24 protein-coding genes are annotated in these 20278 nt (G+C 59.2%); 10 read left to right on the forward strand and 14 right to left on the reverse strand.

Annotated features, from left to right (window positions below; all coding sequences use genetic code 11):
• Window positions 1–82 precede the first annotated feature (82 nt).
• The 3 genes from NT131_08450 to NT131_08460 are packed head-to-tail and all read right to left on the reverse strand — an operon-like array spanning window position 83 to window position 1375.
• Window positions 83–628, reverse strand: a complete 546-nt coding sequence (locus tag NT131_08450) for a DUF367 family protein (protein MCX6651663.1) — start codon at window positions 626–628, stop codon at window positions 83–85.
• On the reverse strand, window positions 625–1071 hold the full coding sequence (locus NT131_08455; GenBank protein ID MCX6651664.1) for an arsenate reductase ArsC: 447 nt from the start codon (window positions 1069–1071) through the stop codon (window positions 625–627). Before NT131_08455 ends, NT131_08450 begins: the two co-directional genes overlap by 4 nt.
• On the reverse strand, window positions 1052–1375 hold the full coding sequence (locus tag NT131_08460) for a hypothetical protein (protein MCX6651665.1): 324 nt from the start codon (window positions 1373–1375) through the stop codon (window positions 1052–1054). Before NT131_08460 ends, NT131_08455 begins: the two co-directional genes overlap by 20 nt.
• A gap of 294 nt (window positions 1376–1669) precedes the next feature.
• Here NT131_08460 and NT131_08465 point away from each other — a divergent pair, with 294 nt between their 5' ends.
• On the forward strand, window positions 1670–2101 hold the full coding sequence (locus NT131_08465) for an RDD family protein (GenBank protein MCX6651666.1): 432 nt from the start codon (window positions 1670–1672) through the stop codon (window positions 2099–2101).
• Window positions 2102–2122: 21 nt separating this feature from the next.
• On the opposite strand, the gene NT131_08470 is transcribed toward NT131_08465, so the two are convergent.
• The 4 genes from NT131_08470 to NT131_08485 all read right to left on the reverse strand — a co-directional run bounded on the left by NT131_08470 (window position 2123) and on the right by NT131_08485 (window position 4673).
• A complete protein-coding gene (locus tag NT131_08470) occupies window positions 2123–2548 on the reverse strand; it encodes a type IV pilin N-terminal domain-containing protein (protein MCX6651667.1) in 426 nt (141 codons plus the stop codon).
• 223 nt (window positions 2549–2771) lie between these two features.
• Window positions 2772–3215, reverse strand: a complete 444-nt coding sequence (locus NT131_08475) for a type IV pilin (GenBank protein ID MCX6651668.1) — start codon at window positions 3213–3215, stop codon at window positions 2772–2774.
• Between the two features lie 176 nt (window positions 3216–3391).
• Complete coding sequence (locus tag NT131_08480; protein ID MCX6651669.1) at window positions 3392–3961, reverse strand: hypothetical protein; 570 nt, start codon at window positions 3959–3961, stop codon at window positions 3392–3394.
• Between the two features lies 1 nt (window position 3962).
• Entirely contained in the window at window positions 3963–4673 is a 711-nt protein-coding gene (locus NT131_08485; GenBank protein MCX6651670.1) for a hypothetical protein, read from the reverse strand.
• Between the two features lie 76 nt (window positions 4674–4749).
• Here NT131_08485 and NT131_08490 point away from each other — a divergent pair, with 76 nt between their 5' ends.
• Together NT131_08490 and NT131_08495 are read left to right on the forward strand one after the other, a co-directional pair.
• On the forward strand, window positions 4750–6048 hold the full coding sequence (locus NT131_08490) for an orotidine 5'-phosphate decarboxylase (protein MCX6651671.1): 1299 nt from the start codon (window positions 4750–4752) through the stop codon (window positions 6046–6048).
• Window positions 6049–6408: 360 nt separating this feature from the next.
• Window positions 6409–7116: a PHP domain-containing protein gene (locus NT131_08495; GenBank protein MCX6651672.1), complete on the forward strand. Its 708-nt coding sequence runs from the start codon at window positions 6409–6411 to the stop codon at window positions 7114–7116.
• Between the two features lie 25 nt (window positions 7117–7141).
• On the opposite strand, the gene NT131_08500 is transcribed toward NT131_08495, so the two are convergent.
• Entirely contained in the window at window positions 7142–8023 is an 882-nt protein-coding gene (locus NT131_08500) for a zinc metalloprotease HtpX (GenBank protein MCX6651673.1), read from the reverse strand.
• A gap of 141 nt (window positions 8024–8164) precedes the next feature.
• Here NT131_08500 and NT131_08505 point away from each other — a divergent pair, with 141 nt between their 5' ends.
• Window positions 8165–9109 carry a GDP-mannose 4,6-dehydratase gene (locus NT131_08505; GenBank protein MCX6651674.1) on the forward strand — a complete coding sequence of 315 codons (945 nt, stop codon included), beginning with the start codon at window positions 8165–8167 and terminating at the stop codon, window positions 9107–9109.
• Here NT131_08505 and NT131_08510 read toward each other — a convergent pair.
• Window positions 9106–9702, reverse strand: a complete 597-nt coding sequence (locus NT131_08510; GenBank protein MCX6651675.1) for a winged helix-turn-helix domain-containing protein — start codon at window positions 9700–9702, stop codon at window positions 9106–9108. The genes NT131_08505 and NT131_08510 overlap by 4 nt on opposite strands.
• 107 nt (window positions 9703–9809) lie before the next feature.
• Here NT131_08510 and priS point away from each other — a divergent pair, with 107 nt between their 5' ends.
• Both priS and NT131_08520 read left to right on the forward strand, forming a co-directional pair.
• On the forward strand, window positions 9810–11012 hold the full coding sequence (gene priS / locus NT131_08515; GenBank protein MCX6651676.1) for a DNA primase catalytic subunit PriS: 1203 nt from the start codon (window positions 9810–9812) through the stop codon (window positions 11010–11012).
• A 50-nt stretch (window positions 11013–11062) separates the two neighbouring features.
• Complete coding sequence (locus NT131_08520) at window positions 11063–11902, forward strand: hypothetical protein (GenBank protein ID MCX6651677.1); 840 nt, start codon at window positions 11063–11065, stop codon at window positions 11900–11902.
• Here the strand turns inward: NT131_08520 and NT131_08525 are convergent.
• On the reverse strand, window positions 11893–12699 hold the full coding sequence (locus tag NT131_08525) for a radical SAM protein (protein MCX6651678.1): 807 nt from the start codon (window positions 12697–12699) through the stop codon (window positions 11893–11895). The genes NT131_08520 and NT131_08525 overlap by 10 nt on opposite strands.
• Before the next feature lie 70 nt (window positions 12700–12769).
• On the opposite strand from NT131_08525, the gene rpl18a reads away from it, so the two are divergent.
• Genes rpl18a through ftsY form a run of 3 tightly spaced genes read left to right on the forward strand, consistent with a single transcriptional unit; the run spans window position 12770 to window position 14388 of the window.
• The gene (gene rpl18a / locus NT131_08530) at window positions 12770–13012 is read left to right on the forward strand and encodes a 50S ribosomal protein L18Ae (GenBank protein MCX6651679.1); all 243 of its coding nucleotides are present in this window, start codon (window positions 12770–12772) and stop codon (window positions 13010–13012) included.
• The gene (pfdA, locus tag NT131_08535; protein ID MCX6651680.1) at window positions 13012–13443 is read left to right on the forward strand and encodes a prefoldin subunit alpha; all 432 of its coding nucleotides are present in this window, start codon (window positions 13012–13014) and stop codon (window positions 13441–13443) included. The genes rpl18a and pfdA overlap by 1 nt, the downstream gene beginning before the upstream one ends.
• Before the next feature lie 3 nt (window positions 13444–13446).
• Window positions 13447–14388 carry a signal recognition particle-docking protein FtsY gene (gene ftsY / locus NT131_08540; GenBank protein MCX6651681.1) on the forward strand — a complete coding sequence of 314 codons (942 nt, stop codon included), beginning with the start codon at window positions 13447–13449 and terminating at the stop codon, window positions 14386–14388.
• An 8-nt stretch (window positions 14389–14396) separates the two neighbouring features.
• Here ftsY and NT131_08545 read toward each other — a convergent pair whose 3' ends face one another.
• The 3 genes from NT131_08545 to NT131_08555 all read right to left on the reverse strand — a co-directional run bounded on the left by NT131_08545 (window position 14397) and on the right by NT131_08555 (window position 18267).
• Window positions 14397–15647, reverse strand: coding sequence for a M20 family metallo-hydrolase (locus NT131_08545; GenBank protein ID MCX6651682.1), 1251 nt, complete (start codon window positions 15645–15647; stop codon window positions 14397–14399).
• 58 nt (window positions 15648–15705) lie between these two features.
• Entirely contained in the window at window positions 15706–16881 is a 1176-nt protein-coding gene (locus NT131_08550; protein ID MCX6651683.1) for an acetyl-CoA C-acetyltransferase, read from the reverse strand.
• Window positions 16882–16974: 93 nt separating this feature from the next.
• Window positions 16975–18267, reverse strand: coding sequence for a tRNA(Ile)(2)-agmatinylcytidine synthase (locus tag NT131_08555; protein ID MCX6651684.1), 1293 nt, complete (start codon window positions 18265–18267; stop codon window positions 16975–16977).
• Between the two features lie 86 nt (window positions 18268–18353).
• Between NT131_08555 and NT131_08560 the strand changes: the two genes are divergently transcribed.
• Entirely contained in the window at window positions 18354–18701 is a 348-nt protein-coding gene (locus NT131_08560; GenBank protein MCX6651685.1) for a hypothetical protein, read from the forward strand.
• A 128-nt stretch (window positions 18702–18829) separates the two neighbouring features.
• Here the strand turns inward: NT131_08560 and hflX are convergent, their stop codons facing one another.
• On the reverse strand, window positions 18830–20104 hold the full coding sequence (gene hflX, locus NT131_08565; protein ID MCX6651686.1) for a GTPase HflX: 1275 nt from the start codon (window positions 20102–20104) through the stop codon (window positions 18830–18832).
• Between the last annotated feature and the right edge of the window lie 174 nt (window positions 20105–20278).

Genomic DNA, 20278 nt, shown 5'->3' on the forward strand with positions numbered 1-20278 from the left:
TCACTCCGTGGTTCGAAGGCGTTTCGTTCGTTAGCGTAACGCTAGGGAACTAAGGGTATCCCGTACAGGGAGATTTATCTTTTTACCCTTTGGGGCCTTCCTCGACGTCCTCCGGCTCCGGCCTTTCGCAATAGTCCCATTGGATGTCCACGACCTCCTGGCTGGTCTCGACCGACGAGTAGCGCTCCAACGGCTCGTGGTTCAGCACGAAGAACTGCTCCCCCCAGTTGAACTTGGACATGACGGAACGGGCCTGCTCCTTCTCCCCCAGGATGTAGAGGGTGGCGGCCACGGCCTCGGCGCTGGTGAGGCGCATGGGCTTCCCCCAGTTGACCGGATTCGCCGCTAACAGGTACGGCAGCGCCCGGTGCGCGGCGTCCTTTCGTACCTTCGGGAAGCCGTCGATGTTCTCCCAGGAGAGGTCCATGACCAGGATGCCGTGCGCCTTGGCGCTTTCCAGGTCCTCGCGGGAGACCGCCTTGGGGGCGAAGGGGTCCAGGACGATCACGCCGTACGGTACCGAACGGAGATTGGGGAGATCTTCCACCAAATGGAACTTGACCATCTTCCGCGAGGTGCACTTTTTGGGGTCGCAGTCCCGCTCGTCGTAGACGTAGAGATTGATCATGCCCCGGGTCCGAAATTGTTGTCGATCCACTTGAACAGGTCGTCCCTGGTCTGCCGGTAGACGGCCATCAGCTCTTCATCAGTACCCTTAGCTTTGCATGGGTCCTTGAAGCCCTTGTGGATGTAGTCCTTTCCCTTCAGGAAGTGCGGGCACTCGTCCTCGGCCTCGTCGCACAGGGTGACGATGCAATCGAACTCCTTGCCGTAGAACTCCTCCACGCTCTTGGAGCGGTGCTCGGAGATGTCGATGCCCACATCCTTCATGACCGCGATGGCCTTGCGGCTGACCCGTTCCGGATACAGACCGGCGCTGCTGGCCTGGTACATGTCGCCCATGCGCGCGTTGACGTACCCCTCGGCCATCTGCGAGCGCGAGGCGTTCCCGATGCAGATGAACAATATGGTGCGCTTGACCGCCGCGTCCCTAAACCTTCTCCTGCCCATGTGATCGTGACTCCTTGGCCTTGGTAATGGCCCCGCAGTGGGGGCAGCGGGAGATGGCCCAGCTCCCGGTGTGGTCCCACCCGTGCTTGGACGCCAGGACGCCGGCTACGCCCATCTTGTAAACGCCGTGGCATTTCTGGCACTGATATTCGTATCCGCTCATCATCGACGATGTCAGCAATATCATGCCCACGGCCAACAGCAGCAGCCAGAGCGGCCACAGGTCGTTGACGAAGAGACCGATTATCGCTACCACTGCCAACAGCCCTCCGGCAATCGCACGGGGATCGACCTTCTTCAGCATGAGGTGACACCTGGTATCGGTGTCGGTGATGGCCCGTTTCCGGGCTTTGACGGGACACCTGTTAACTCTCTCTGCCCCGGATATCTCCTTCCGTAATATAAGACAGGGCGCAAGTTCTTTGCACCGTTGATAACGGCATAGTTTTATGTCCGGGAGGCGTGATGCGTTCTCGCCACGATGATGATAAACCCAGCTCTGACCAGTGATGAGAGACGGGCGAGCTGAGTGGCTAAATTATATTTTTCGGCGCAAGAATAAAATATCCAGTTCCGAATGTTGATTACGGGATGGGAGATGCCGACCGGATACGACCTGATAGAGCACAATCATGATTTCCGGATACACCTGCTGAAGAGGCTGGCCGCTGCGCTCATCGATGCGGCGGTGGTGTTCCTTCCGGTCACCTTGATCATATATGTGGCCGGGCTGGAACCGAAGGAGCTTTTGGCCGGGGTGTTCTCGGGGTTCGGCTGGTTCATCTACGCGGCGATATCGGAGTCCCTGACCGGGACCTCCCTGGGGAAGAAGGTGCTTGGTTTCGTCGTGGTCTCCAAGGACGGGCCGATGACCTTCTCCAAGGGGATAGTCCGGAGCGTCCCGAAGATGTTCTGGTTCATCTTTCTGCCCGTGGACGTCCTGGTCGGCCTGAGTCGGGATGACGACCCTAGGCAGAGATGGGTGGACGGCGTTTCCGCCACGGCCGTGATAAAAATAGAAGGGAAGTAAGTTTCAGAGGACGCGAATTGTTCAGATCTCACCCTCGGCTATAACCTGGCTGGTGTCGCCGGAGGTCCATATTATCTTGATTGTCGAGGTGGTTAAGGCGCTGTTCTCGAAGTAGTCCCCAGGCCCGATCTTGCCGTCTCCACCGTTATCGACAAATGTGATCGTGCCTGCGATGGTGCCGTTAACGAGATCCATCTTAGTGCCATCGTCAATCGTGACCTGCAGGATGCCGTCATCAATGTCATAAGATTTACTTATGCTAAGAATCAGTCTGTTTTCGTCGGCATTAAGACTAGCCTGAGGCGGATTTTGGTCTTGGTCCGGTCCTATTATTCCCATGACCAATACGTACAACACAGCGGCCAGGACCACGGTGATAGCGACCATCAGGATGGTGGCGATGACCGGGGAAACTGCGTTGTTGTTCTTTCTCCAAACTGCTTTCATGGTTAAGTCACCTAGTAGGTTGCCCCACCAGACTATAATTATGCTCTATAAAATAAATATTTACGCTTTCAATAATCAAGAAAACACTGTTAAGATTTATTGATTAATAGCCAATCATTCGCCATTACAAACTGAGTACAATGTGGTGTAATCATGAAATGCAGGACGATGCTATCGTAATATTAAATAAAAAAAATGGAAAGAGGTTTGCTGGAATAATTGTTTAGATTGATCCAGTGGCAATTACCTGGCTAGTGTCACCGGAGGTCCAGACCAGCTGTATTTGCATGGCTGTCGAGGCGGTGTTTGTGAAATAATCACCGGTGTCAATCTTTTCGTCAAGGCCTGCATCAACTAAAGATACCAAACTACCTGCTGGGGTGAAGCTTCCGGACGCGAGAGAGCCTATTGTAACTTTAGTCGTGTTGGTGCCCAATATTACGGCCAATACACCCTCAGACGGAGCATAAGCCTTGCTTAAGCTAATCACCAGTTTGTCTCCGCTGACGGTTAGGCTAGCAGAGGGAGCGCTAGAAGATCCACTGCCTCCAAAGCCCATGACCATTACATATAGCACAGCAGCCAGAACCACGGTAATAGCGACCATCAGGATGGTGGCGATGACCGGGGAAACGGCCTTGTTGTTCTTTTTCCACATTTTCTTCATTTGTTCTGTCTCCTGGTAGGTCGCCCTACCAGAACTATATCTGTATTAATGAAAATAAATAACTATCTATTCGAAATCAGAAAAAAACTGAAAATAACCGCCTTTTTTCATAATATATCCTATAATAAAGACGATGCTTCGTTTTCTTGAACTGTACCTTGCTTTTTAGCTTCGGCTCACTTCAAGGTCACGATCTGATCGCACACTAACTGCAGCATCTCGAGCACCTCCGGCTTCATCTGCTCCTCCATGCTGAGCAGCACCGGATACGCTCCCCGCGACTTGATGCTGGCCGTCAGCACTTGCATGAACTCATAGAGCATGCGCACGTCGTTGTGCGCCGCCAACGAGCTGATGGAGTCTAGTATCACCACGAACTCCTTTCCCTTCCCCTTGCGGAACAGGTACTCCATCTTGAGCACGATGTATTCCAGCATGGTCGGGCTCTCCACGAAGACGGTGTTGGCAGACTCTCCGCTGCCGCATTCCATGGTGGCAAAGGAGATGCAGTCCACGAACCGCAGCTTGGAGGTGTCTATCTCCAACGATTCGAGCGCGGAACGTATCGTTGACGAGGGGACGGTCACGGAGATGAAGATCACCGACAGTCCTTTCTTATTACTGAAGCGGTCGATCAGGGCGGTCAGCGCGTCGAAGTACGCCTCCACGCTGATGTTGAAGTCGATGGACAAGGCCGGGCCGAGCTCCTCCAACCGGCTCAATATCTGCGGCGAGACCTCCTCCATCTCAAACCCCCCTGAGCATGGGCGTGACGAACAAGCCCTCGGACGTCATATCCATTACGTACTTGGCCCGAGAGTGCGCCACCCCGGCCATCTTGACCACTTCGATAATTCGGTAGTTGTCGCCGCGGCGCACCGCGGTGCCCAGTTTGATGATCCCGTCGCACATCATCTGCTCCGCGCGGTTGGTCTCATCACCCTCCGTGACCAGCAGGGCGGTGCACTTGGCCTCGAAGAGCGCTTTGGAAAGGGACAGCAGGAAGGCGCGCCCCACCCACTCCTCCATCTCCATCATCAGCGGGTTCGTGGCGTCCAGCACCAGTCGGGTGGCGCCCACGCTCTTGATGGCGTTGACTATGTCGGCGACGATGGCTCCAGCCTCCGTCTTGGTGATCCGTCCGTCGTCCCTCTCCCCGGAGCCCATCTCGTTGATGTGCTTCAGGACCACCTGCCCCTTGTCGAATATCTTGGGATCGGCGTAGTCCAGGTCGGGAACGTAGGTCAGTAGCTTGCTGGGGGCGTGGACCGTAGAAACGTAAAGGCCTTTCTGACCGGCCATGGCTCCCCGGATAAGGAACTCAATGGCGAAGAGCGTCTTGCCGGCCCCGCAGGGACCGGACACCGATACCATCCCCCCGGTGGGGAAGCCTCCGCCGACGATGCGGTCGATGCATTCCATTCCGGTGTTGCACTTCGGTCCAGGGGAGACGGCCATGCCTTGATGATGATTATCTGGGGATATATTATTTTTTGAACGAAAAGATTAGTATCCTGGGGGAGATAGCAGGGGCATGCAGCCGGTTTTACAGGTCGCTCTGGACCTCATGCACCTTAAGCGCGCCTTGGAGATCGCCCACGAGGCGGTGGACGGCGGGGCGGACTGGATAGAGGCGGGGACGCCGCTCATCAAGAGCGAGGGGGCGGAGTGCCTGCGTGCGCTGAAGAGAGAGTTCCCGGACCGGATTCTGGTGGCCGACATGAAGACCATGGACGTCGGCGCTTTTGAAGTGGAAATAGCGGTCAAGGCCGGGGCCAATGTGGTGACCGTGCTGGGCCTTTCGGACGATGGCACCATCTCCGAGTCGGTGCTCGCGGCGCGCAAGTACGGCGCCGCCATCATGCTGGACCTCATCAACGTGCCGGACAAGGTCTCCCGGGCGAAGAAGGCCGAGGAGCTGGGCGTTTCCTACGTCTGCCTGCACGTGGGCATAGACGAGCAGATGAAGGGCGAGGGCTCGCCTCTGGACATCGTGTCCCAGGTGTCCTCGGCCGTCAGCATCCCGGTGGCCGTGGCCGGAGGAATCACCTCTGAGACCGCGCCGAAGATGATCGAGCACGGCGCGTCCATAATCATCGTCGGCGGCGGTATAATCAAGACCGGGAACGTAGGCAGCGCGGCCAAGGCCGTCAAGTATTCCATGAACAACGGCAAGGGATTGCCTGGCGCCCTGGTGCGCAAGTACGGCCAGGACGAGCTGTTCCAGGCCTTCGGCCGGGTCTCGACGTGCAACATCGCCGACGCGGCGCACAAGCGCGGGGTGATGGACAATGGCATCGTGCTGCGCAACGGGCATGGCGTGAAGGTCGTCGGCCGTGCGCTGACTGTACAGACGGCCAAGGGCGACTGGGCCAAGCCGGTGGAGGCCATCGACCGGGCCAAGAAGGGCGACGTCATCGTGATAGACGCCGGAGGCAGCGAGATCGCCGTGTGGGGCGAGCTGGCCGCCAACAGCGCCTTGATCAAGGGCGTGGCCGGCGTTATCATTGACGGGGCTGCGCGCGACATCGACGGGATATTAGATCTCAAATTCCCGTGCTTTAGCCGGCACGTATCGCCTCACGCCGGGGAGCCGAAAGGCTTCGGCGGTATCGGGCTGGAGATCGTGTGCGGCGGGCAGATGGTGCGCACCGGCGACTGGATCGTGGGGGACGAGAGCGGCGTTGTCGTCATCTCGCAGGAGCATGCCGTGGAGCTGGCCAACCGTTCCGTGGACGTTTTTGAGAGGGAGGAGCGCGTCAGGGAAGAGATCAAGCGCGGAGGCACCCTGTCCAGCGTCCAGGAGCTGGAGAAGTGGGAACAGGTCAAGTGACCTTTTCTTTATTCTTAATTTCGTGACCGCTCGATCGTCAAATGGCCATGCTTTAGCTTGTTCCATTCAGTTGTAATTCTACTTTTTTATTAATTATATCAATTGTATTGTTGTTTTTGTTTGCTTCATAAACTATTTATTATACAATTATCTATACGAATACAATTATGCTCGATATACATCTAATAAAATACTCATTAAGTATCAAAATTTAAAGCTAAATCCGTAGCGGCAACGAACCGAGAAGATACCGATGAATGGTGATCTCACATCCGGAGGGAGGGGAGTGCCCTTCCTCCCAAACCCCTTCGGCCTTTCGCGCAAGCGTTTATATCTTAGTGGATAGGAATAGGACGACCGATGCCCATCCCTCGCATCAACCTGCACACCCACACCCTCTATTCGGACGGCGACTTCACCGTGGAAGAGGTCGTGCGATCCGCGGTCCAGCAGGGCCTTACGCACGTGGCCATCACCGATCATTTCGAGACCTGCAAGGTCATCAACCCGCTGCGGCGCATGGATTTCGAGAAGTACCTACGCAACATCGAGCAGGTCAGGGAGGCGTTCAAAGGTCGGATCGAGGTCCTGATCGGAGTGGAGATAGATACCAACCCCGAACGTTGCCATCTTTACGAGCTGCCGTTCGACATGCTGAACCGTCTGGACCTGGTGCTTTTCGAGTTCGTCGAGGACCCCGCCCAGGGCGGCATCCCCCTCACCGAGCTGCGCTCGCTGGTGCGTGAGCTGCGCATCCCCTTCGGCTTCTGCCATTGGGACATGGACCGCATATATCCGAAGAGGGAGCCGGAGTGGCTCGCTGGCAAGCTCCAGGAGATGGACGCCTTCGTGGAGGTGCCCACGTCCCATCACTACGTCCGCGACGGCCGCTTCCTGTACGAGCACGGCGAACGGTTCTACCGGGCGTTCGACGGCAAGGTCAATGTCTCCATCGGCACCGACATGCACCACTCGCTCAGCGAGGTCGGCAACATCGGGCGGGGCATGAGCTTCCTGAAGAGCATCGGCCTATGCCGCCAGCTGCTTTTCAACGGAAGCGAGGGATAAAAAATTGGGATGGGTTAAGGGGTTTTCAGTACTGGCCCATCTTGTTGGCCATCTGGCGCAGCCGCTTTATCCTCTCGGCCATGGGCGGGTGGGTCTGAAATATGGTCACCAGACTGCCTCCGCTGAAGGGGTTGACGATAAACATGTTGGAGGAGGCGGGGCTGCCGAAGCGGATAGGGTCGCGCTTGTTGGCCGATTCCAGCTTTTCCAGCGCCCGGGCCAGGTACAAAGGACGACCGATGAGCTTCGCCCCCTCGTAATCGGCCTTGTACTCGCGGTTGCGGGATATGGCCAGCTGGACGATCATGGCGGCGATGGGGGCGGTGATCGCTACCACAATGGCGATTATCATGCCCCCCTCGTTGCGACGGTTGTTGAACAGCGCCCCGTAGAAGGCGAAGCGCGCGGCGAAAGATATGGCTCCAGCGATGGTGCTGGCCACGCTCATGATCAGGATGTCCCTGTTCCGTACGTGGGCCATCTCGTGGGCCATGACGCCGGACAGCTCTTCGTCGTCCAGCATGCGCATCAGGCCCTCGGTGGCGCACACCACGGCGTTCTTGGGGTTGCGTCCGGTGGCAAAGGCGTTGGGCGTGTTGGTGGGTATGATCCCCACTTTGGGCATGGGCAGACCGTTCATGGCCGAAATGTTGCGGACCACCCGGAACAGCCTGGGCGCTTCCGCTTCGCTGACGATCTTCACCCGGTAGGACCACAGCACGATCTTGCTGGAGAAGAAGTACGAGACCAGGTTGATCAGCCCGGCGAGCACCAGGAACATCATGGCGCCTAGCACCCAGTTGCCGAGGAAAAAGGAACCGACTAACCAGCCGATGGCCACGAACAGGCCGAACATGAAGACGAAGAGCCCCAACGTTCTGATGGTAGCGCCCATGTCACTTTTCACCTGGCAACGTTGATGATGGCCGCCGTATTTAAGATTTGTTAAAGCTTCTATAAAAACGTATCTTAATTAAACTGACGCCAGCGTTGTTTCACCGCCCTCGCAACCCTTATTATCGCACAGGCTTTCGGAGGACCGATAGCAATGAGAGCTGTTGTAACAGGTGCGGCGGGGTTCATCGGCAGCACCCTCACCGACCGCCTGCTGGCGGAAGGGCATGAGGTAGTGGCGGTCGACAATTTTGACGATTATTATTCGGGCAAGATGCGCTTCCTGAGCAAGCATCTGGAGGACCCCAAGTTCCGCCTAGAGGAGATCGACATCCTGGACCTGGGCGCCCTGCGCCAGAGCTTCGAGGACGCCGACGTAGTGTTCCATCTGGCGGCCCAGGCCGGGGTACGCATTTCCGTGAAAGACCCCATGAAATCGCACCATGCCAACACCACCGGCACGCTGAACGTGCTACTGGCCGCCCGCGACGAGGGTGTTAAGCGCGTCGTCAGCTCATCGTCCTCTTCGGTCTACGGCAACGCCGTGCGCCTCCCGGCCCGGGAGGAGGATCCCACCGTGCCCATATCCCCCTACGCGGCCAGCAAGCTCGCCGCGGAATATTACTGCTCGCTGTTCTACAAGCTGTACGGGCTAGAGAGCATCTCCCTGCGCTACTTCACCGTATACGGACCAAGGCAGCGTCCGGACATGGCCATACGCATCTTCACCGACAGGGCGTTGGACGGCAAGCGCCCCAAGATCTTCGGCGACGGGGAACAGACCCGAGACTTCACTTTCGTAACCGACGTGGTCGATGCCATCCGCCGCTGCGCCGACTGCCCTGACCCCAAGGGCGAGCCGCTCAACGTCTGCAGCGGCTCCACCGTCACCGTCAATCATGTGGTGAAATTCATTCTGAAGGCTACAGGGCGCGAGGACCTGAAGCCGGAGTATCTGTCCCCGCAGCCGGGGGACGTGGACGCTACTTGGGGCGACAACACCAAGGCAAGAAATCTACTGAGCTGGGAACCGCAGGTGAAGATAGACGAAGGGTTGCGCCTCTTCGTCGACTGGTATAAAAAGGAAGGAAGGGTTTAGAGCGCGACGTACACCACGTTGCGGCCCTTCTGTACGGCGCGGATGACGCCCTTCTCCACTAGTTCCAACAACCTCTGGGAGAGCTCTTCCTCCTCCATGGGCACGGCCTTGGAGAGCTCGTGGAAGGTGCGCCCTTCCCTTAGCTGGTCCATCAGCTGCTGGCGGGCGCGCTCGGCCATGATCTTGGCCTCGGCCACGGCGATCTCTTCCTTCCGTTCGGCTATGATGGAATCGGCGTAGGCGCCGACCTTCTCCTGGACCGCGGCCTTGAACTTGGCGGGGTCCTCGTCCAGCAGGCCCTTCATCTCCATGGGCTCCAGGTCGAACTCGCGCAGGCGGAGCAGGTGCTCCCGGTAACCGACGTTGGGCTGCCCATCCATCGCGCCCAAGGTGGGTATGTACCGCACCTCTTGCCCTTTGAGGGCGGAGTGCAGCTCTTCCACCAGGGCGTCCAATTCGCCCTCGTTCAGCACGTCGATCTCGTAACCGGGGGTGCCGGGGACCTTCTTGAAGCCCTTGTTGACGAAGACCTTGTCCACCAGACCGGGGGAGCTGCCGTCGCTGGAGTAGATGACCCTGATGTACGCCTTCATTCGAATCGGGGCAAAATATCCGCGGCCTGTAATATAGTTTGGTATGCTAGATCCGTCGTATCACACCATTACAACCTTTTTATTCGGCCTAGGTCATGGGGAAGGTCGTGAACAGGGAGGTCGAGTTCGCCATGAACCTCTTCCGGGAATACTACCAGAGGTCCCCGCCGCCTGCACCGGCGGACCTGCGGGACCGGGAGTTCGGCTTCATGTTCTTCGACCGGGACTTCGTCCGCAGGCACATGGGCTTTCTGGAGGAGAACGATTTCCGACGCTTCCTGCTCAACCAGGTGCCATCGCATGTCTACTACTCTTCAGCTCTTTACGAACGGCCGTCGGCGCCGACCATGGACCTCAAAGGGTGGAAAGGGGCGGACCTAATATTCGACCTGGACGCCGACCATATAAGGGGGGCGGAGGGGCTTTCCTATGAGGATATGCTCAAGCTGGTCAAGAAGGAGGCGGCGGCGCTGCTGGACCGCTACATCTTTGGCGAGCTTGGTTTCGAGGAGCGCTACGTGCGCATCGCCTTCTCCGGTGGACGTGGTTACCACGTGCACGTGCACCATCCCAAGCTGCTCCGCCTGGGCTCGCACGAGCGCGGGGAGATCATCGACTTCGTCACCGGCACCGACCTGGACCTGGACACGGTGTTCCCCTCGGCCGCCAGCATGAAGAAGGACTTCAAGGACAAGGTGAAGGTGGAGCGGGCCTTCCGCGTCCCGGGGAAGGACGAGGGGGGCTGGAAGCGTTTGGGCCGCCTGTCCCTGGAGAAGGTGGCCGGGGACGTCAAGGTCATGAGCAACCAGGGGCTGCGGGAGAGGTACCCCGTTCTGCTCAAGGCCAAGGAAGCCACCCTGGACGAGATGAGGCGGTCGCTGCACGAGCGCCGGGGGGACTCCACCGGGCTGGAGCTTATCCTGCGCGACGACAGCTTGGAATACCTACCCTCCGACCGGGCCAAGGAGCTGTTCATGCAGATGGTGCTCGGTTCGCTCAAGGAGCGGATGGCCGGGCAGATAGACGAACCGGTCACGCGGGACGTGAAGCGCCTCATCCGGCTTCCGGGGTCGCTGCACGGCAAGACCGGGCTCCGGGTGGTCACGCTGACCAGGGACCAATTGGACGGCTTCGACCCACTGCGGGACGCGGTGCCGGAGGCCTTCCCGGAAACGCCGGTGAAGGTGCGGCTCAAAGAGAAGCTGGACATACACGTGAAGGACTTCCAGGTGCAGGGGGCGGATGATATGGACGTGCCGACCTATGCCGCCCTGTTCCTCGTCCTGCGCCGATGGGCTATCCTTGCGTGACTCGAGTGGGAACCTTTATTAAGTGTCCAGGGAATTATTCGCGCGACCCCATGAAATATGACAGCGGGAAGTTCGAAGGAGGATATCGCCTCGAGCACATCCATAAGACGAAGAGATTGCTGTTCCTGGCTCAGGCGGCCATAACCATCGTGTTCGCCATCTACCTCCTGCTGGTCGCGAGCGGCTTCACCATACTGCCCTTCTTCCTCAGCATCAACGCCTTCCTTTACTTCGTGCTCATCATGCTGCTGCTGATCAACATCGAAGGCTTCTTCTTCATCATCCTAGAGATGCGCTTCGTCAAGAGCATCAGCACCAAGTTCATCATAACCCAGAGGGGCTTCCGCTCCTCGGTGGTGTGGGCCATCGTGGCCCTCTTGGTCGTTCTGGTCTTCTGGACCTCCGCCGTCCCGGCGATGGCCGCGGACGCCATGCAGGAGTCAGGGACCGTGGTGGCCGGGGAAGGCGTACCGGCCATCCTGACCACCGCCAACTCCGACATATTTGGAGTGATGGAACTGAATACGCTGGATTTCGTGGCCCACGGCGAGGCCCAGGTCTTCATCCTGTCGGAGCATAATTACGATATGTTCAAGAACAGCGGGGAGGACGTCCTGGGCAGCTACCGCATCAACACGGACAACTATTACGCCGACCCGGAACTGACCGTCGACTTCCCCGATTACGCCCACGGTGAGTTCTACATCCTGATATACAGCGAGAGCGGCCACCAGATCGATGTGGACTATACCTACACCAAGAACGTGTCCGAGAGCATGATGACCTATCTGCCGCTAATGTCCATGCTGTTCCTGATAGCGCACTCGGCCTGGGCCATATACATGCTGGCCATCAACAAGCGCTACGTCACCGGCGGCATCTACCGGTGAAGGGCGCAGCAGCTCCGGTGCCAGGCGCCCCCGTTCTTGAGCGCCCATTCCGCCGTTGCTTTGGCCGGGCAGGCGAGGCCTGCGGCGCCGGCCCTGAGCGCTTCGATCTCCACGTCCGGGCGTCCGCGGGGCCGCAGGCAGCCGAGCAGGACCGGCCTTCCGGTCCCGACGCCCGCCGCCACCGCTCGCAGCAACCGCCCCTCCCAATCGTCGACCTTCTGGCCCAGCAACGACAGCAGGATGATGCACGGCACTTCCTCTTTTCCGGCCAGCCGCACGGCCTCCAGCTCCCTCTCTTCCTTTCCCGCCCCCAGCAGCACGTGCGGCGCCACCCGGCCGGGGGCGGCGCGGCAGAGGTTCTTGAACGAATCGATGATGTCCTGCGGGGAGCGGTCCAGATGCATACGATGATTTAATGTGTCCGGGTCCAGGGTCAGGTCGAAGGAGAGGCGGTCGGCACCCGACGAGGCCAGCTCCTCCGCTTCCGTCCCGGACACCAGGCCGGGGTGCAGGTTGACCTGCAGGGACGTGCTACGTTTGATCTCCCGCACCGTCGGAACGAAGGGCGCCAACGGTACCTTTCCCCGGCGGTCGCAGCCCCCGCTGAGCAGGAACCCTGGCGCCCCCTTCGCCTCCAGTTCTTTGGCGAAGGCCATCAGCTCTTCCGGCGTAGCTACCGGTTCCATGCCTTCCAAGTAACGCCCCCGGCAGTGCTGGCACATCAGCTCGCAGCGGGTGCCAGTTACGGACACGGAGGGGAAATCGCTGCCGGGTCGGTAGAGATCGATGCTCCGCATGTATGGGGGAACGTAGAACCACCAAAAGCTTTATTGCATAAATCCCGTTCCTCGCCCCGAAGGAATTCCTATGAAGGCTTTTCAGGCAACCGGTTCCTACAACGCGTGCAGAGGAAGCTACCGCAAGATCACCCAGACCTTTAGTGTTGAAGTGGCCGCGGCCGACGAGAAGGAGGCCATAGAGAAGGTTCTGTCCGACCTGGGCAGCAAGCACCGCGTGAAGCGGACCAACATTACGTTCACTGGGATAAAACCGATGGCCGCCGCCGACGTCACTAACCCGGTGGTAAAGTACCAGATCGGTGAGAAGTGATGAACGAGCAGGAGATGAGCCAGGCCATGGCCACCATGGACACCTACAAGGCCCAGATGGAGGCCATGAACGAGCAGGGTCAGCTGTTGCAGATGTCTTTGGAGGACGCTTCCCGGGCCCATGACACCCTGGAGGCGTTGGCCAAGGGCAAGCCCGGCGACGAGCTGCTCATGCCCGTTGGCGGCAGCTCCTACGTCTACGCTATCATCGCCCGCAGCGACCGCGTGCTGGTCGGGGTGGGCACCGGGGTGACGGTGGAAAAGCCGGTCGAGGAGGCCGTGACCATCATCAAAGCCCGCATCGATGAGATCATGGACGCCATGAAGAAGGTGAGCGAGAGCCGCACGATCATAGACTCCAAGATGCAGCAGCTCACCCAGATCCTGCAGCAGGAATACGCCAAGATGCAGCAGAAGGGCCTGAAAGGGTAAGGTATGTTCGATTCCCTCAAGAAGATCCTGGGCCTGAAGAAGAAGGACATCGAGGACACCGCCAAGGTGGAGGACGTCGTCGGTGACTCCGGCAAGAAGATCTCGGAGAAGGATCTGGATGACCTTCTGTGGGAATTGGAACTGGTTCTATTGGAAGCGGACGTCGCCCTTCCTATTGTTGAGGAGATAAAGACGTCCGTACGCGCGGACCTTTTGGGGAAGCGGGTGGACCGCTCCTACCGGGTGGAGGACGCCATCGAGATGGCCCTCAAGAACGCCGTCCTCAACGTCCTGAAGGGCAGCGAGTTCGACTTTGATTCGTTCGTCGCCGCGCACGAGAAACCGGTCATCATCATGTTCCTGGGCATAAACGGCACCGGGAAGACCACGGCCATCGCCAAGATAGCCAACCGCCTGCAGAAGCAGGGGCTGACCGTGGTCCTCTCGGCCTCGGATACCTTCCGCGCCGGGGCCATCGAGCAGATAACCATACACGGCGACAACCTGGGCAGCAAGGTCATAAAGCACCAGGCCGGGGGCGACCCGGCCGCCGTAGCCTACGACGCCCTGGAGCATGCCAAGGCCCGCAAGCGCGACGTGGTGCTGGTCGATACCGCGGGACGAATGCAGACCAACGCCAACCTCATGGACGAGATGAAGAAGATCAAGCGCGTGGTGAAGCCTCATCTCACCGTCTTCGTCGGCGATTCGCTCGCTGGTAACGACGCCATCGAGCAGGCCCGCACGTTCGAGAAGGAGATCGGCATCGATGTGGTCATCCTCACCAAGATAGACGCGGACGCCAAGGGCGGAGCGGCCCTGTCCATCGCCCACTCCATAAAGAAGCCCATCGCCTTTCTGTCCAATGGCCAGGGCTACGAGGACCTTATAAAGTTCGACAGCCAGTGGATGGTTGACCGGCTGTTCAACGAGAAGAAGGATTGAAAGGGTTTTTAGGCCTGGAACTGGTTGCCGCAGCACAGCGCCGCCAGCACCGTGGCGAACACTTTGGCGTCGCTCACCATGTTGTCGATGACGCAGTACTCGTTGGGCTGGTGCGCCAATTCCTCAATGGTCTGCCAGACGTAGGCGTCCATGCCGGCCAGGCGGAAGAAGTTGGCGCAGGTGCCGCCGCCGATGCCCACCGGCTTCGGTTCCACGCCCCTGACCTTCTGCACCGCCCACTTCAGGGCCTTCATGCCCTCGCCCTCTATGTCGGAGGGAGGCCCGCTGCGGGTCAGCTGAACTGGTTCGACCTTGATCTGGGTGCCGGTCTTCTGCTCGAATATGCCTATCACCGCGGTGATGTCGCTGATCACGGTGTCCACGTCGTAGCGGGGCAGTATGCGGCAATCGAAGTAGAACACGTCCTCCCCGGGAATGGTGTTCACGTTGCCCACGGTCTGCAACCGCTTCGTAGGCTCGAAGGTGCAGCGGTCCGGGGTGAACAGCGCGTCCCGCTCGCTGTACTTCCTCTGCAGGAAGTCCTGCAGGAACACGATGAGCTCGGAGCCCATGCGCATGGCGTTGATGCCCAGGTCGGGCCGTGAGGCGTGCACCTGCTTGCCGGTCACGGTGAACTTCAGCCAGAGTATGTGCTTCTCGGCGATCTCGACCTCGTCCCCTCTGGGGGTCCCGTGGTCCGGGACGAACATGATGTCGCCCTTCTTGAAGACACCTTCCTGGAGCAGGAACTTTATGCCCTTCTCGTTCCCCGCCTCCTCGTCGGCCACCAGCACCATGCCGATGCCTCTCTCCAGCTCTACGTCCATGTTCATGAGGGCCTCGGCGGCGAACAGCCCGGCGATGAGCGCCTGGCCGTTGTCCTCGGTCCCCAGCCCGTAGAGCTTGCCGTCCACCAGGCGCGGGGAGAACGGGGGGGTGTTCCAGACGTTGAGGTCCCCCGGCGGCACGGTGTCCATGTGCGCCACGATCCAGATGGTCTGGTCCGTCTTTCCGCGGCGGCGGGCCACGATGTTCGGTCTGAGCCTGAGCCGGACCCTCTCGTCCAGGGCGTCGTACATCTCCACGTCGTCGAACTTGGAGTGCTCCAGGATGTCGCGCAGGAAGCGGGCCCTTTCCAGTTCCCCGCTGCCTCCGTTCTCCGGCCCTATGGCCGGTATCCTGATCATATCGCTGAGTGCGCCCACCATCTCCTCGCGGTGGGACCCCACGTTAGACAAGAGCTGTTCCAGACTAGGCATTGGAATCGGCATTAATTGAGATTGCCCGTATAAAACCATATGGGGATTAATCGTTCTTTTAGACGCGCACCACCATGGACACGGCGTTCCCTCCCCCCAGGCACAGCGTGGCCAGCCCGGTCCGCTTGCCCTGGTCCTTGAGGGCGTAGATCAACGACGTCAGCACGCGGGCCCCGGAGCAGCCGATGGGGTGCCCTAGGGCGATGGCCCCGCCGTGCACGTTGAAGCGGTCCTCTGGCACTTTCAGTTCGGCGCGCACCGCCACCGAGGCGGTGGCGAAGGCCTCGTTGTGCTCGAACAGGTCGACGTCCTGGATGTCCATGCTCAGCTTGCCCAGCAGCTTGCGGGTGGCGGGGATGGGCGCCTCCATTATCCATTCCGGTTTCGTGCCCCCGGTGGCATAGCCCACGACCTCGGCCAGGGGCCTGATGCCCTTTTCCTCCGCGTATCGTCTGGAGCAGACGACCAACGCCGCCGCCCCGTCGCTCAGCTGCGAGGAGTTGCCGGCGGTGACCATCCCGTCCTTGCGGAAGGCCGGCTGGAGCTTGGACAGAGCCTCGACGGTCGTATCGGGTCGTATCCCCTCGTCCTTGTCGAACACGGTGTCGCCCTTCTTGCCCGTCAGGACCACGGGCACGATCTCCTTCTGGAACTTGCCTTCCGTCTGGGCCTTCAGGGCCTTGACGTGGCTCTGGTAGGACAGCAGGTCGGCCTGCTCCCGGGTGACGTGGAACCGCTCGGCCACGATCTCAGCGGTGTGGCCCATGTGCATGTCGTTGAATATGTCCCACAGCCCGTCGTGCACCATGTGGTCCACGATCTTGTTGTCGTTGAGCCGGTAACCGAAACGGGCCTGTTTCAGCAGGTAGGGGGCGGCGTTCATGTTCTCCATGCCCCCGGCCACAATGACCTCGTACTCCTCGGCCTTGATGGCGTTGGCGGCGAACATCACTGATTTCATTCCAGAGCCGCAGACCTTGTTTATGGTGGTCGAGCCGATCTCCACCGGCAGCCCGGCGCTAACCGCCGCCTGCCGGGCGGGGTTCTGGCCTAGCGATGCGGAGAGCACGTTGCCCATGATACATTCCTGGATATCGGAGCCTTGCAGGCCGGAGCGGCGCACCGCCTCCGCGATGGCCACGGAGCCGAGCTGCGTGGCCGGGACGTCCTTCAGCGATCCACCGAACTTGCCTATGGCGGTCCTTGCCGCACCGATTATGACCACGTCTTGCATATGGAATACCTCGCCAGCTATCTGGTAGGGTTTTCGTTCTCATAGACCGAAGGCCTATAAATGCGTGTCGATGGAGAGTAACGACTAGTGTCGTTATAGTCCCATTCTTTTCAGCGGTTTGCCCAGGTGGCGCCGGGCGCAGACCGGAGGTTCGTACCAGCCCGGTGAGATGCTCCTGGGCACCTCGGCCGTCGCCGGCGGAAGGTCGTTCTTGGCCCCGCACTTCTTGCAGCGGTAACCTCCGGAGGAACCTATGGACTTGGTGGGGCCGCCGCAGGCGGGGCACCGGGGGTTGGAGACCTTGCGCAGCTCCGGCGCCGTGGATACCACCTGCAATTTCTCAATGTTGAGGGTGCGGGGCTCGGCGCGCAGCTCCCCGAACAGCCGCAGGCGGTCGCCTAGCCGCAGAGCCCGGACGACGTCTCGGAACTCCTTGGTCGGCTCGTAGGCCGCGCACTCCAGTTGCCCTTTCTTCGTGCTTACGGGGACGATGACGTGCCCGCCTTGGACGGTCGTCGGCGTGCCGGCGACGGTGGCGAAGAAGTCGTAGGAGCGATCGGGGAGCTCTGGCTCGGCGCGGATGAGATGGTCGTCGGTCCCCTGGTTGGTCAGGAACATCATCCAGCGGGAGGGCGGCTCCGAGCGCAGGCTGAACACCGCGGACATTAGCTCCTGGGGGTCGTCCCCGCGCACGCCGAAGAGCACCGGGCAGGGGGTGTGCGGGGATATGGCCCGGCGGCCGGTCCGGTGATCGAAGTTGTTGAAGGTGCTGGGGAACCGCAGGTCCATGTCCCGGACCGACCCGTCGTCCAGATAGCGGGGCGTCCCCCACCTCTCTGGTTGGCGGTAAGTGATGATCTCGTAAGTGCTGTCGTGAGGGCGCCAGGCCATGGCCGCCGAGGCCCCGATTATTCCGCGTCCTCCCTCCCAGCCGACCAGGTCTGCACCGATCCTCTGCAGCTCGCGCAGAGTGCCCTCCTTCTCCACTATTCCGCGCACCGCTTCCCAATACAGGCGCTGGGCCGGTTTCTGCAGGGAGACCACCAGTCCGGGGCTGGCCCCTTCCCTGGTCCGGGACCACTTGCCCACGATGGCCTGGGCGGTGCGCAGCACCATTTGACGGTCCGCTTCCTCATACATGCGGTTGTAGCTGTATATGGGGGCGCCGTCGATCTCGCCGACCATGTTGCATTTCCCCCTGCCCACGCCGAAGCGGACGCACAGCGCCCCGTTGCCCCTTGTCTTCCAGGGCACGGCCGGGTTCAGTCGAACTAACCGGGGCAGGCCGATGAGGTCGTATCCTCTCAGGGCCTTGATGACCTCGGTGGCGAGGAAGGTGGTGCACATCGATTCGAGGGAGTCGGTATCGTCGAAGGCGACGAACATGATAGTTCCGCGAGAGGAGAGGGGCTAAAAGTATTTTTCATAGATAGGTGAAATCTTGAATACTCCTTCTTTCAATTCCCCACCCTATGTCCAAGCCGATTACTGTGGAGTGGGGGCTGGAGATATCGATCATACTGACGGCCTTTGGGGCGGTGCTCTTGCTGGGGGGGCTGTCCGATGCGCTCGACTGGTGGCTGGACCTGGGTGGCTGGGGCTTTTGGGTCGGCGGTACTGGGATAGTTCTTCTGTTGGTCGGACTGATATGGTTGATCGGCCTTATTCTGCGCAGACAGCAGTTCAACGAGTTGATCGTCGAGAGCAGTAGGGCTGCTTTCGTGAAGAGCCTTGATGAGCTGGAGTACACCGCTTGGCGTCTTCCTTCGAAATATGATGTGAAGGTTATAGAGAAGAAGAAGGATATGGGTGTTAAGTGAGGGGGACCCCATCATTTCCATTGGAAGCTTTTTTAGTGACCGTTAATCTGGACAGGTTCGTTTTTAAGTGGTGTTAAAAGTTTTATAGTAATTCTTATAATATAATTAATTCAATAAAAATCGATTATCTATCTATCATACTTATTATCACTTTCACTTATAACATTAGAAATTCCTGGAAGGTCGTAGATAACGTCCATGATCGAATCCACATCATCGACCGTACACCGGAACACCACCTTGACCACATCCGAATATTCTATAGATTCAACATAATAATCCTCATAGATCCTTGAAATAACGGTAGAAGCTGCAGAGGTATTGTTGGCGGAAAAACGGACCAGCACCGGTGGTCGCAAATAGGTGCTCACCACGTCCATCAACGAATCGACACCCTCCCCAGTCATCGCCGAAATAGGGACCACGGCCAGTGGATCCAACAGATCATTGACGATCGTCATCATGTCCGTCATGCGGTCCGGATCGACGTCGCACTTGTTTAATGCCACCAGGATACGGCCCCCCGGGACCCCGCTTCCCAATATGTCCTGCACCGCCCCCACCTTCACATTCACATCATAGAGCGGCTCGGACGAATCGACCACCAATATCACCAGGTCTGCGGTGTAGATGTCCCGCAAGGTGTTCCGGAACGATTCTATCATATAGTGAGGCAGGTCCCTAAGGAAACCGACCGTGTCAGTGAGCAGGACCTTGGTGGACCCCACCCGTCTGGTGGTCGTCCCCAGCGTGGAGAACATGCGATCGGCCACCAGGACCTCTTCCCCGGTCAGCCTTCGCATCAGGGACGACTTTCCGGCGTTCGTATAACCGGCCAGGCAGACCGCCCTAAACCCCTTGTACTGCCGAACGCCCCTGCGGAGGTCCCCGTCCCGGGCCAGCCCCCGCAGCTCCTCCTCGATCTGGGCTATCCTTCTCCGGATGACGTTGTAATACACATCCACCGTATACTCACCAGCACCAAGGAATCCCGGGTGCTCCCCAGCCTTCGCGCTGTGCACCCACTCCCTCATCAACGGAACCTGGTAGTGCAATCTGGCCAGCTCTACCTGCAGCTTGGACTCTCGGCTCTCCGCCCTGGACGTGAAAATGTCCAGCACCACGCCGATGCGGTCCAGGCACTCCTTCTTCAAGCCGTTCTCCAGGTTGAAGTGCTGCGACGGCTTCAGGTCGCCGTTGATCACCAGCACCTCCACGTCCCTCTCCTTCAGCAGCTCTTGGAGCGCCCGGAACCTTCCCTTTCCAAGAAAATAGGACCGGTCTGGTCTGGTCCGCTGCTGCACAATCTCGAAGACGAGGTCTATATCAGCAGAGCGACACAGCTCCTCTATCTCAGCAACATCCTGATGCAAACTTATCAAAGCGCCCTTTCTTACGGTCACGGGGTATCTCCCCCCAATCCCCTCCGCATGCTTTACCTTATTTGGTAACAGAGGCTATCTCCGTTCCATCGGAAATGATGGGGTGGGGGTCGTTTCTATGGGCAAGGGAGGCGGGCGACATACTTACACCGCCAAACGATAAAAATAGGGTTTTAGTAAGTGATAGCGCAATCT

The organism is Methanomassiliicoccales archaeon (assembly GCA_026394395.1).
Taxonomy (GTDB): Archaea; Thermoplasmatota; Thermoplasmata; order Methanomassiliicoccales; family UBA472; genus UBA472.

Coding starts and splice junctions, on each gene's coding strand:
- NT131_08495 (MCX6651672.1), top strand. CDS start 6,409: ATGCCCATCCCTCGCATCAACCTGCACACCCACACCCTCTATTCGGAC.
- NT131_08555 (MCX6651684.1), bottom strand. CDS start 18,267: ATGTTCGTCGCCTTCGACGATACCGACTCCCTCGAATCGATGTGCACC.
- NT131_08490 (MCX6651671.1), top strand. CDS start 4,750: ATGCAGCCGGTTTTACAGGTCGCTCTGGACCTCATGCACCTTAAGCGC.
- NT131_08475 (MCX6651668.1), bottom strand. CDS start 3,215: ATGAAGAAAATGTGGAAAAAGAACAACAAGGCCGTTTCCCCGGTCATC.
- rpl18a (MCX6651679.1), top strand. CDS start 12,770: ATGAAGGCTTTTCAGGCAACCGGTTCCTACAACGCGTGCAGAGGAAGC.
- NT131_08485 (MCX6651670.1), bottom strand. CDS start 4,673: ATGGCCGTCTCCCCTGGACCGAAGTGCAACACCGGAATGGAATGCATC.
- NT131_08465 (MCX6651666.1), top strand. CDS start 1,670: ATGCCGACCGGATACGACCTGATAGAGCACAATCATGATTTCCGGATA.
- NT131_08550 (MCX6651683.1), bottom strand. CDS start 16,881: ATGCAAGACGTGGTCATAATCGGTGCGGCAAGGACCGCCATAGGCAAG.
- NT131_08460 (MCX6651665.1), bottom strand. CDS start 1,375: ATGCTGAAGAAGGTCGATCCCCGTGCGATTGCCGGAGGGCTGTTGGCA.
- NT131_08450 (MCX6651663.1), bottom strand. CDS start 628: ATGATCAATCTCTACGTCTACGACGAGCGGGACTGCGACCCCAAAAAG.
- NT131_08455 (MCX6651664.1), bottom strand. CDS start 1,071: ATGGGCAGGAGAAGGTTTAGGGACGCGGCGGTCAAGCGCACCATATTG.
- pfdA (MCX6651680.1), top strand. CDS start 13,012: ATGAACGAGCAGGAGATGAGCCAGGCCATGGCCACCATGGACACCTAC.
- NT131_08545 (MCX6651682.1), bottom strand. CDS start 15,647: ATGCCTAGTCTGGAACAGCTCTTGTCTAACGTGGGGTCCCACCGCGAG.
- NT131_08470 (MCX6651667.1), bottom strand. CDS start 2,548: ATGAAAGCAGTTTGGAGAAAGAACAACAACGCAGTTTCCCCGGTCATC.
- NT131_08560 (MCX6651685.1), top strand. CDS start 18,354: ATGTCCAAGCCGATTACTGTGGAGTGGGGGCTGGAGATATCGATCATA.
- NT131_08480 (MCX6651669.1), bottom strand. CDS start 3,961: ATGGAGGAGGTCTCGCCGCAGATATTGAGCCGGTTGGAGGAGCTCGGC.
- NT131_08505 (MCX6651674.1), top strand. CDS start 8,165: ATGAGAGCTGTTGTAACAGGTGCGGCGGGGTTCATCGGCAGCACCCTC.
- ftsY (MCX6651681.1), top strand. CDS start 13,447: ATGTTCGATTCCCTCAAGAAGATCCTGGGCCTGAAGAAGAAGGACATC.
- NT131_08510 (MCX6651675.1), bottom strand. CDS start 9,702: ATGAAGGCGTACATCAGGGTCATCTACTCCAGCGACGGCAGCTCCCCC.
- NT131_08525 (MCX6651678.1), bottom strand. CDS start 12,699: ATGCGGAGCATCGATCTCTACCGACCCGGCAGCGATTTCCCCTCCGTG.
- NT131_08520 (MCX6651677.1), top strand. CDS start 11,063: ATGAAATATGACAGCGGGAAGTTCGAAGGAGGATATCGCCTCGAGCAC.